The sequence below is a fragment of the Bacillus sp. ISL-39 genome (assembly GCF_018613295.1).
Lineage (GTDB): Bacteria > Bacillota > Bacilli > Bacillales > Cytobacillaceae > Mesobacillus.
Genome location: NZ_JAGGQM010000015.1, coordinates 40,438 through 51,322 on the forward strand (window position 1 = coordinate 40,438; position 10,885 = coordinate 51,322).

At 43.9% G+C, this 10,885-nt stretch carries 11 protein-coding genes, 2 tRNA genes and 1 rRNA gene; 3 read left to right on the top strand and 11 right to left on the bottom strand.

Annotated features, from left to right (window positions below):
* Positions 1-403 precede the first annotated feature (403 nt).
* Together groL and groES are read right to left on the bottom strand one after the other, a co-directional pair.
* Positions 404-2,032 carry a chaperonin GroEL gene (gene groL, locus J7E37_RS13075; RefSeq protein ID WP_214782510.1) on the bottom strand — a complete coding sequence of 543 codons (1,629 nt, stop codon included), beginning with the start codon at positions 2,030-2,032 and terminating at the stop codon, positions 404-406.
* A 58-nt stretch (positions 2,033-2,090) separates the two neighbouring features.
* Entirely contained in the window at positions 2,091-2,375 is a 285-nt protein-coding gene (gene groES / locus J7E37_RS13080; RefSeq protein WP_214782512.1) for a co-chaperone GroES, read from the bottom strand.
* Between the two features lie 382 nt (positions 2,376-2,757).
* On the opposite strand from groES, the gene J7E37_RS13085 reads away from it, so the two are divergent.
* Together J7E37_RS13085 and J7E37_RS13090 are read left to right on the top strand one after the other, a co-directional pair.
* Positions 2,758-3,489: a CPBP family intramembrane glutamic endopeptidase gene (locus J7E37_RS13085; RefSeq protein ID WP_214782514.1), complete on the top strand. Its 732-nt coding sequence runs from the start codon at positions 2,758-2,760 to the stop codon at positions 3,487-3,489.
* 3 nt (positions 3,490-3,492) lie between these two features.
* Positions 3,493-3,693 (top strand): YdiK family protein, encoded by a 201-nt coding sequence (locus J7E37_RS13090; protein ID WP_215024338.1) that lies wholly within the window; start codon positions 3,493-3,495, stop codon positions 3,691-3,693.
* A 26-nt stretch (positions 3,694-3,719) separates the two neighbouring features.
* Here J7E37_RS13090 and J7E37_RS13095 read toward each other — a convergent pair whose 3' ends face one another.
* Positions 3,720-4,385, bottom strand: coding sequence for a redox-sensing transcriptional repressor Rex (locus tag J7E37_RS13095; RefSeq protein ID WP_214782518.1), 666 nt, complete (start codon positions 4,383-4,385; stop codon positions 3,720-3,722).
* 29 nt (positions 4,386-4,414) lie between these two features.
* Positions 4,415-4,909, bottom strand: a complete 495-nt coding sequence (gene moaC, locus J7E37_RS13100) for a cyclic pyranopterin monophosphate synthase MoaC (RefSeq protein ID WP_215024340.1) — start codon at positions 4,907-4,909, stop codon at positions 4,415-4,417.
* 180 nt (positions 4,910-5,089) lie between these two features.
* On the opposite strand from moaC, the gene J7E37_RS13105 reads away from it, so the two are divergent.
* Complete coding sequence (locus tag J7E37_RS13105; protein WP_215024342.1) at positions 5,090-7,018, top strand: ABC-F family ATP-binding cassette domain-containing protein; 1,929 nt, start codon at positions 5,090-5,092, stop codon at positions 7,016-7,018.
* A 513-nt stretch (positions 7,019-7,531) separates the two neighbouring features.
* On the opposite strand, the gene tsaD is transcribed toward J7E37_RS13105, so the two are convergent.
* From tsaD to rrf, 7 genes are all read right to left on the bottom strand, one after another.
* Positions 7,532-8,551 carry a tRNA (adenosine(37)-N6)-threonylcarbamoyltransferase complex transferase subunit TsaD gene (tsaD, locus tag J7E37_RS13110; protein WP_215024344.1) on the bottom strand — a complete coding sequence of 340 codons (1,020 nt, stop codon included), beginning with the start codon at positions 8,549-8,551 and terminating at the stop codon, positions 7,532-7,534.
* Positions 8,551-9,000, bottom strand: a complete 450-nt coding sequence (gene rimI, locus J7E37_RS13115) for a ribosomal protein S18-alanine N-acetyltransferase (RefSeq protein WP_215024346.1) — start codon at positions 8,998-9,000, stop codon at positions 8,551-8,553. Before rimI ends, tsaD begins: the two co-directional genes overlap by 1 nt.
* A 13-nt stretch (positions 9,001-9,013) precedes the next feature.
* Positions 9,014-9,715, bottom strand: a complete 702-nt coding sequence (gene tsaB / locus J7E37_RS13120) for a tRNA (adenosine(37)-N6)-threonylcarbamoyltransferase complex dimerization subunit type 1 TsaB (RefSeq protein WP_214782531.1) — start codon at positions 9,713-9,715, stop codon at positions 9,014-9,016.
* On the bottom strand, positions 9,716-10,168 hold the full coding sequence (gene tsaE / locus J7E37_RS13125; RefSeq protein ID WP_214782534.1) for a tRNA (adenosine(37)-N6)-threonylcarbamoyltransferase complex ATPase subunit type 1 TsaE: 453 nt from the start codon (positions 10,166-10,168) through the stop codon (positions 9,716-9,718).
* 266 nt (positions 10,169-10,434) lie between these two features.
* A tRNA-Asp gene (locus J7E37_RS13130) sits at positions 10,435-10,510 on the bottom strand.
* Positions 10,511-10,533: 23 nt separating this feature from the next.
* Positions 10,534-10,607, bottom strand: a tRNA-Met gene (locus J7E37_RS13135).
* A gap of 37 nt (positions 10,608-10,644) precedes the next feature.
* Positions 10,645-10,760 (bottom strand): 5S ribosomal RNA (rrf, locus tag J7E37_RS13140).
* Between the last annotated feature and the right edge of the window lie 125 nt (positions 10,761-10,885).

The window sequence follows — 10,885 nt, forward strand, 5'->3', positions numbered from 1 at the left end:
AGTTACCCAAAAGACTATAACAAAATTAGTAATGTTAGTAACTACTTACATTCATTATAGTTGGATTTCTGCCGGATGTAAATATTAAATTTAATTTTTTTTAAATTGAATAAGATATTTTCTATGCAAAATAAATAGCAAGAATGTTTGTATGAATTGTTCGCTTACGAATCCTAAATGGTTAAATGAAATTTATGCAGTTAAGAAGTGTAATTAATTTGAAGGGGTAAAAAGTAGAGAAGGTACCAAACTTTCGTTACTATTCTAGTACCTTTATGTCACGCAAGAAACGAAAAAAGAAGCTTCCCACAAGTTTGGTCAACTTATGAGAAGCTTCTTTCATTTTTCATTATGTTAGCAAATCGCTTTAAGACCCTTATAGATCAAGGCGTAAAGCGGCTTATTACATCATTCCGCCCATGCCGCCCATGCCGCTCATGTCAGGCATTCCGCCGCCGCCTTCTTCTGGAATGTCGGCAACTACTGCTTCAGTAGTCAAGAACATTGCAGATACGGATGCTGCGTTTTGAAGTGCATAACGAGTCACTTTAGTTGGGTCCACGATACCGGATTCGATCATGTTTACCCACTCGCCAGTTGCAGCGTTGAAGCCTGTGCCTACTTCTTCGCGCTTCAGGCGCTCAACGATGACTGATCCTTCAAGGCCAGCGTTGTGAGCAATTTGGCGAACTGGTTCTTCCATAGCGCGAAGGACGATGTTCACGCCAGTAGCTTCGTCGCCTTCAGCCTGGATTCCAGCCACTTTGTTGTATACGTTAAGAAGCGCTACGCCTCCGCCTGATACGATTCCTTCTTCAACTGCAGCGCGAGTTGAGTTAAGGGCATCTTCAATGCGAAGCTTGCGTTCTTTCAATTCAGTTTCAGTAGCAGCACCAACCTTGATGACTGCAACACCGCCAGCTAGCTTAGCAAGGCGCTCTTGCAGCTTTTCACGATCAAATTCAGAAGTTGTTTCTTCCATTTGAACACGGATCTGGTTTACGCGGCTTTCGATTGCAGCGCTGTCTCCAGCACCTTCAACCACTGTTGTGTTTTCTTTTGTAACCACAACTTTAGAAGCGCGTCCAAGTGATGTGATTGTAGCAGACTTAAGTTCACGGCCAAGCTCTTCAGTGATCACTTCACCGCCAGTCAATGCAGCGATGTCTTCAAGCATAGCCTTACGGCGGTCACCAAAGCCAGGAGCCTTGACAGCTACTGCGTTGAATGTTCCGCGAAGCTTGTTGACTACTAATGTAGCAAGTGCTTCACCTTCCACATCTTCAGCAACGATCAATAATGGCTTGCCTTGCTGGACAACCTGCTCAAGAACAGGAAGGATTTCCTGGATATTGCCGATCTTCTTGTCAGTGATCAGGATATATGGATTTTCAAGAACTGCTTCCATTTTGTCAGAATCAGTTACCATGTAAGGAGATGCATATCCGCGGTCGAACTGCATACCTTCAACAACGTCCAATTCTGTAGTGAAGCCTTTAGATTCTTCGATTGTGATAACGCCGTCGTTGCCAACGCGCTCCATTGCTTCTGCAATCAATTGGCCTACTTCTTCGTCAGCAGCAGAGATTGCCGCAACTTGTGCGATCGAAGCTTTGCCTTCTATTGGCTTGGAAATAGCCTTTAACTCTTCAACAGCTGTAACAACAGCCTTTTCCATACCTTTGCGGATGCCCATTGGGTTAGCGCCGGCCGTTACGTTCTTAAGACCTTCGCGGATCATCGCTTGAGCAAGAACTGTTGCAGTAGTCGTTCCGTCCCCAGCAACATCGTTTGTCTTGCTTGCTACTTCAGCAACAAGCTTAGCACCCATGTTTTCGAATGCATCTTCAAGCTCGATTTCTTTTGCGATCGTTACACCATCATTCGTGATAAGAGGTGAACCGAATTTCTTCTCAAGAACCACGTTGCGTCCCTTTGGTCCAAGAGTTACTTTTACTGCATTTGCAAGAGAATCTACCCCGCGAAGCATCGCGCGGCGTGCTTCTTCACTGAACTTAATTTCTTTTGCCATTGTAAAAAGACCTCCTCAGATTATTAATATTTTAACGTTCTGTCTATAATCGCAGTGATTATTCTACAACTGCTAGAATGTCGTTTTCACGTAGGATCAGGTACTCAGTTCCCTGGTACTTTACTTCTGTGCCTGCGTATTTTGAGAAGATAATGCGGTCTCCGACTGCAACTTCAAGAGCAACGCGCTCACCGCTTTCAAGAACTCGGCCAGTTCCAACAGCTACGACTTTACCTTCTTGAGGTTTTTCTTTCGCTGTGTCGGGTAAAACGATACCGCTTGCAGTTTTTTCTTCAGACTCAACAAGCTCGATAATAATGCGATCTCCTAGTGGCTTGATCAAGTGAAACAACCTCCTCAAATTATATGTAGATTATTTTTTATTAGCACTCGCCTCAATAGAGTGCTAACACAATTTATATAATAATGAATCTCCATTTTTTTTGCAAGCGTGAAGCCTAATTTTTTTATAAATTTTAGCATTTAAATCCAGCCTCTTTCCCTTCGACAGCATGTACTATTTTTCGCATATCCGTGGGAAGCCCGGCTAAAAAAGACCACCATAAAGAGTATGCCAGTTCACAGGAATTTTAACCAAAATATTCACGAGACACCCTGATATTTGAACTTTCCCGATGATTACTAGTAAAATGGATAGATAGCATTCTTATAATTGCTTTTATGGCATACACATAGACCGATCCGAATAGAAGGAGATTATCATATTGAAAAAGGAATACTGGTACGTCATTATCGCCTATATCGCCATGCAGCTTTCAAGCTTGATCGGTATCCCGATTGTTGCCTTTATCGGAGCCGCAATGGGAAAAAGCCTGGAGGAAATGGAGACCCTTTCGATTCCCTACTGGCTCGTGATCAGCTTTTCGCTGACACTTGTGATTGTGCTCCTGCTCCTAAGGAAGGAACGCCGGACAGGCGCCGACCTGCGTGATGCTTCATCACCGGCAAGCTCAGCTGTCTGGGCATTCGCAGGTGTATTCCTTGCTCTGTTCGCCCAATCGATTGCTGCAAGCATCGAGAACATGCTTGGGATCGAAATGGGCTCGGAGAATACACAGGAAATCATCAAGCTGATTGAAATGTTCCCGATTGTCATTTTGGTCAGTTCGATTATCGGCCCAATTTTAGAAGAAATCGTCTTCCGAAAAATCATTTTCGGCAGCCTGCATAAGAAAATGAATTTCTTTTTCGCCGGACTGATCAGCTCCGTCATTTTCGCGCTTGCGCATATGGAGCCGGAGCACGTGATCCTGTACTCAGCAATGGGGTTCACCTTTGCTTTCCTTTATGTAAAAACAAAGCGGATCATCGTGCCTATCATTGCCCATGTTACAATGAATACGATGGTTGTACTGATTCAATCCGTATTTAGGGAAGACATTGAGAGAATGATAAAAGAAGCAGAGAAAATTCAAAGCTTTATTGGGGGATTTTAAGTTATGAAGCAATCGCCTATATTTTCAGGCATTGTCTACATCTTGTTAGGCAGCTTATTCACCTATTTCGCCATCCAGAATGTAAATGAGACAGGCTGGGGATTCTTCAGCTATTTGCTTGTAGCCCTTGCCACGTTCGACTTTGGCTCTGGCATCAGGATGATCATGTTCCATTTCAAACTGAAGAATATACAGAAAAAATAGCTCCTTCATCGTGAAGGAGCTGTTTTTTATTCTACCGATTCAGTTGTTTCAGTATCTGTTGGATAATGTTTTAAGAAATAAATCAATGACTGCAGTTCAACCGCCAAATCAATGTGATGAATCCTGATGGACGCCGGCACATTCAGTCTCGCTGGCGTGAAATTAAGGATTCCCTTGATATTCGCCTGCACCAATCGGTCTGTTATCGGCTGTGCTACTGCTGAAGGAACAGTCAGGATTGCGACCTGGATTCCTTCCTCGACGACAACCTTGTCCAGGTCATCCATATGATATACTGCTACGTCGCCAATCTTCGTGCCGACCTTGTCAGGGTCAACATCAAAGGCTATCTCAATCTTCGTGTTATTGTTTTTGGAAAAATTATAATTCAAAAACGCTGTTCCCAGATTCCCGACTCCAATCAAGGCTACCTTCGTCAGTTCATCCTGATCAAGTGTCTTTCGGAAGAAAGTCAGCAGGTAATTCACATTGTACCCGTACCCTTTTTTACCCAAAGCTCCAAAGTAGGAAAAATCCCTTCGGATAGTCGCTGAATCCACTTTTACCGCTTCACTTAATTCCGCGGATGACACCCTTTGCTTCCCTGAAGAATGCAAGTTCAATAAGAACCGGTAATATAGTGGCAAACGTTTTGCGGTTGCCTGCGGAATCTTCATAGCATCATTCGTCATTCTCCATCCTCCACCCTCTGTCCGTATTTCTATCTCAACTTTTCTTCTCTCTTGAAATCACCGTTTTTACCGCCGGTTTTTTCAACAAGATATGTCTTGCCGATCACCATGCCCTTATCTGCGGCCTTGCACATATCATAAACAGTCAGCGCACATGCTGAAGCTGCTGTTAGCGCTTCCATTTCCACACCTGTATTCCCTTTTGTTTTTACAGCTGCGGCGATGTTCAAAATATAGTCATTTTCATTTTGCTCCCAATCGAATGAAAGGTCAATGCCTGTCAATGGAATCGGGTGGCACATCGGGATGATTTCAGACGTCTTCTTCGCTGCCATGATGCCTGCTACCTGCGCGACAGCAAGTACATCCCCTTTTTTCATTTTATTTTCAGTGATTCTCACATATATATCTTCGTTCACGGTTATGCTTGAATGGGCGACTGCCGTACGGACCGTCTCTGGTTTTTCGCTGACATCGACCATCTTCGCTCTGCCCTCTTCGTTAAAATGCGTAAATTCTGCCATAATAAAGCTCCTTTCTACCAAATGATACACTATTTTGTCAAACTTGTGTGTGAACTTTGTTTCAATGTTCTCAATAATATAGCGGAATTTTAATACCATGGGACCTATAGCAGGGCGCACATATTGCCGTGCCTATATTATTGGGTTACACTATCTCTAAGGCAATAGAGGTGAAAAATAATGATATTATTACAAGTTAATCAGCTATCAAAATATTTTGCTGCTGATCTTATTTTATCGAATATAAAGTTTGAAATACAGACTAATGACCGAGTAGCGCTTGTCGGCCGGAACGGGGCAGGAAAATCAACCCTGCTGAAAATCATCGCCGGGTACGAATCACATGACGGCGGTGAGATCATCCGGCCAAAAGGTACGACAATTGGCTATCTGGCCCAAAATACAGGGCTTGAATCCGAGAAAAGCATCTGGGATGAAATGCTGGGTGTTTTTGATCATCTGCACAACATGGAAAAAGACTTGCGCCGGCTGGAGGAAAAAATGTCGGATCCTGGAATCCTGTCTAATCAGACAGAATACGACAGAGTCCTCAAAGAGTATGACTTGCTGCAGGTTCAGTTCAAGGAAAAAGGCGGATACCAATATGAAGCCGATATCCGTTCCGTCCTTCACGGCCTGAACTTCCATTCTTTTGATTATTCCACAAAGATATCCACTTTAAGCGGCGGACAGAAAACTAGACTCGCATTGGCGAAGCTATTATTGACGCGCCCGGATATTCTGATTCTGGATGAACCGACGAACCACCTGGATATTGACACGCTTTCCTGGCTTGAGCAGTATTTGCAAGGCTATAGCGGAGCCATCCTGATCGTCTCACATGACCGCTACTTCCTTGATAAGGTCGTGAACCAGGTATATGAAATCTCCCGCCATCAGCTGACGAAGTTTCCTGGCAATTACAGCTCGTATTTAGAGCAGAAAGCCGCGAATTATGAGCGGGATTTGAAACTGTATGAGAAGCAGCAGGATGAGATCTCCAAGCTACAGGACTTTATCCAGCGTAACCTGGCCAGGGCATCAACAACTAAGCGTGCCCAGAGCCGACGGAAACAGCTTGAAAAAATCGACCGTATGGACAGGCCTAAGGGTGATGAAAAATCCGCCACGTTCAGCTTCCAAATTGAGCGCCAGAGCGGGAATGATGTCCTGAAGGTGAATACACTTGCTGTCGGCTATCAGAATGACATCGTATCTGAAAATATCTCGTTCAATCTTTCCCGTGGGGACAGTACGGCACTGGTTGGACCGAATGGCGTTGGAAAATCAACTTTACTAAAAACAATCGTTGAGAAACTGCCCTCGATTAACGGCAATATTCAATATGGTTCCAATGTTTCGATCGGCTACTATGATCAGGAACAGGCAGAGCTCAGCTCGAATAAAAAGGTATTGAATGAACTTTGGGATGAATACCCCCTGAAGTCTGAAAAAGAAATCCGCACAGTACTTGGGAACTTTCTTTTCTCAGGTGATGATGTCTTAAAAATCGTCTCCACCCTGAGCGGTGGTGAAAAGGCCCGTCTGGCACTGGCCAAGCTGATGCTGCAGAATTCGAATTTCTTAATTTTGGACGAGCCGACAAACCACCTTGACCTGGACAGCAAGGAAGTTCTCGAGAATGCCCTGATTGATTATCCAGGCACCATCCTGTTCGTCTCACATGACCGCTATTTTATCAACAGGATCGCGACAAAGGTTCTCGAGCTCGACCGTGCTGGTTCAACTGAATACCTTGGCGATTACGATTATTACGTCGAGAAAAAGCTTGAGCAGGAAGAGCTGAAGGCATTGGCAGAACAGGCCGCCAAAGCATCTGGAAGCTTTGTGGACAACTCAAAGCAGGACAAAACCTCCTATCAGCAGGACAAAGAAGCGAAAAAACTCGAACGCCAGCGCAAACGCCGCATGGAAGAAGTGGAAGCGAAGATTGAACAGCTGGAATTAGAAGTTGCTGAATACGAAGAATTGCTCTGTGATCCAGAGGTTTTCCAGGATCACGAAAAAGCAGGAGAGATCAATAGTAAGATTGAAGCCGCAAAAAAGAAACTCGATGAACTGATGGATGAGTGGACAGAGCTGGCTTAATGATGAATAACCGGACATGAGGGTGTCCGGTATTTTTTTGTACTGAAAAATTGGTAAAAAACTGAGGAATTTCCAATTCGCTATAAAAATGAGATTTTCGCTATATTATTAAGTTTTGCGCTATAAAAAATAAAATGGCGCTATATTATCCTGATTTGCGCTATAAAAAGTAAATTTGCGCTATATTATTCTAATTTATGTTATAAAAGTTTTTTAGCAAACCAGACTGAGCACTAAAAATCCTTTTACTTTAATTTAAAATGACATAAATATCATTTTTTCGACAATTTCTACGACAGAACTAAAATAATCCACAAAAAAAGTCCCGAGTAAAAACCGGGACTTTTTGTTCACATAGTTATTCACATAGTAAAGACTGATTTATAGCTTATCCAGAGAGTTTTCCACATTATCCACAAAAACAGCGGTTTTTATCCACATTATGCACATTTCCGCATCTGAAACATCAACATATCCACAGAAGAGTCTGACAACATTTTTTTGCTTGCGACTTTAGTTGTGGATAGTTATCTCCAGACCTGGATTTCCATTCAAAGTTAAATTCGCTCGCTGGCCCTTTTCATATAAAACGCTTCCTGCCGCGGCAATCATTGCAGCATTGTCTGTGCATAAAAACAATGGGGGAATAACTATTTCCACATCCGAGCCTGTAAATTCTGCGGATAGTTTTTCTCTTAATCCTTTATTTGCTGCAACTCCTCCAGCAAGCAGTACTTGTTTTACTCCGTATTCCTTAACTGCCTTCTGCGTTTTAGTGACAAGTACATCAATCACACTCTCCTGGAAGCTGGCTGCAAGGTCTTCAGGTGCGATTTCCTCTCCACGCTGCTGTGCGTTATGCACAACGTTGATCACAGCTGACTTCAATCCACTGAAGCTGAAATCATAGGAACCTTCCTCCAGCCATGCTCGAGGCAGATTGATTGTTGCCTTTCCTTCATGAGCCAGCCGGTCGATATGCGGACCGCCGGGATATGGAAGGTGCAATGTCCTTGCAACCTTGTCATAGGCTTCACCGGCTGCATCATCCCGAGTCTCGCCAATCACCTCGAAATGACCGTGTTCCTTCATATAAACGAGCTCAGTATGTCCGCCAGACACGACAAGTGAAAGCAGCGGGAAGTTCATCTCCGCCACAAGCCGGTTCGCATAGATATGACCGGCAATATGATGGACTCCAACTAGTGGAATGCCATTCGCAAACGCCAAAGCCTTTGCAGCGTTCACTCCGATTAATAGAGCGCCAACCAGGCCAGGGCCTTCGGTCACGGCAATAGCATTCAAATCCTTAATATCCACATTAGCCTGAGCTAATGCTTCCTCTAACACAAGCGTCACCTGTTCAACATGATGCCTGGATGCGATTTCAGGTACAACTCCGCCGAACCGCTTATGGCTCTCAATCTGGGAGGCAACGACATTCGCAAGGATTTCACGTCCATTTTTTACGATTGCGACTGCTGTCTCATCACAGCTTGTCTCTATTCCCATTATTAATTGGTCTTTTGTCATTATAAATTCACCCACATTACTATAGCGTCTTCCATATTGTCAGTATAATATTGTTTTCTTATAGCCCCTTCTTCGAAACCAAACTTGCGATAAAGATTCTGGGCCTTTTCATTGCTGACCCTGACTTCAAGTGTCATCCTAAATGCACCCATTTCCCGAGCCAGCTCCATGACCTTTGCCATAAGCGCCTCTCCAAGCTTCATGCCTCTATATTCCGGAAGCAAGGCAATATTTGTGATATGTGCTTCATCTATGATGATCCATACTCCACAGTAACCAACTACCCTTTGATCCACTTCCACTATCAGATAATGCGCAAACTGGTTCTTCGTCAACTCATTGAAAAAAGCTTCCTTGCTCCATGGAACAATAAAGGATTTGAGCTCTACCTCCATCACTTCATCCAGATCATCAACCGTCATATTGCGGAACGTTATCGTCTTATTCATTTTCTCTTCCCACTTATTGTTTAGTCTCTTGTGCTTTCAGCCAATTAGCCTCTGCTTCTGCCAGGCGGATATAATTTGGGACGAATGTATGAAGGTCAACAGCCTCTTTATCCCGTCCCAATAATGCAAGCTCTGCCGGTCTAGGGTTCAGCTCCGTAATCTCTGCCAAGACAGCTTTGTCACCAAGCTCTTCCCTAATGACCTCTTCATGAAGTTTCAAATCATTGCTCGTGAACAAAACCCTGCTGTCCAACTCATTCAATGTTTTTACCCAATCGGCTGACATGACAAGCTGATCCTTTTTTACCGCCTGCAACTTTTGATCTTCGAATTTATATAAACCTGTATAAATCTGTCCTCTCCTTGCATCAAAGAAAGGAGAAACATACCCGTCAAAATAACGTCCTGCCGATGCTGCAGCCACCTGAAGACTCGAGACACCTGACAGCGGAATCTTCAAGGTCCAGGCCATGGTCTTCGCAATCGTCACGCCGATACGGACACCCGTGTACGATCCAGGTCCTTCAGCGACTACAATCTTTGATAGGTCTGCTGGCTTTATGTTGCATTCTTCCATCAATGTCTGGATCGCCGGCATGACCCGAACAGAATGATTCTTTTTTATATTGGAAATATACTCGCCCAAAACAGTCTCGCCATCAAGCAAACCAATACCCAAAACATAATTGGACGTATCAATCGATAATACCTTCATTTAAAAAATCTCCTTACACAATTCTTCATACCGACTGCCCTTCGGCTCAGCAACGATTCTTCTAGCCCCATTTTCATCAAGAAATAATTGAAGAAGCAATAGCTCTTCAGGCAGCTGGGCTTTAATCAAATGAGCCCATTCCACAACCGTCACACCATTACCTTCAAAGTATTCTTCAAAACCAAGATCTTCAAACGCATCCTCGACACGGTAGACATCCATATGGTACAACGGCAGCCTTCCCTGGTACTCCTTGATGATGGTAAACGTCGGGCTGTTCACATTCCTGGTGATGCCCAAACCTTCGGCAAGACCTTTTGTAAAAGTCGTCTTACCCGCACCTAAATCCCCTTCAAGGGCAATGACATCTCCCGCTTGAAGAAGACCAGACAGCCTCTTGGCAAAACCCTTTGTGTCTTCAGGCTGTTCTGAAATGTATTGATAAGTCGCCATATATATCACCTAACTAACAGTCAATTTTTTAATAAAAAGCGCAAGCACCTTGGTCAGCCCCGACTAGCTTTGGAGCCAGACACTTATCTAAGTAAAACATCCTTTAAAAGATAAAAAAACCTTAGGAAGCCTCCTAAGGATGAAGATTCTATATGTAGTTTACACGATTTATCAAAGACGAGCAAAAAAACCAGCTATTTTTCCAATTTAGACAATAAAAAAAACGAAACCCTGTTTCGTCCTGAAAAACTACCAAACTATAAAAATGGCGGTCCCGACCGGGATCGAACCGGCGATCTCCTGCGTGACAGGCAGGCATGTTAACCGCTACACCACGGGACCAATATGTAGTAAAAGATGGATTATTGCGGGGGCAGGATTTGAACCTGCGACCTTCGGGTTATGAGCCCGACGAGCTACCGGGCTGCTCCACCCCGCGTCGATAATAATAATTAATCCATTAAATTGTTCAAACAGCCCGGCGGCGTCCTACTCTCACAGGGGGAAACCCCCAACTACCATCGGCGCTGAGAAGCTTAACTTCCGTGTTCGGTATGGGAACGGGTGTGACCTTCTCGCCATCGCCACCAGACTATTTGATTGAGGTTTTTGCACCCTCAAAACTAGATAATGTTGTAAGAAGAAAACAAGAAGAACGAGTAATCTATTTTGGTTAAGTCCTCGAACGATTAGTATCAGTCAGCTCCACACGTCACC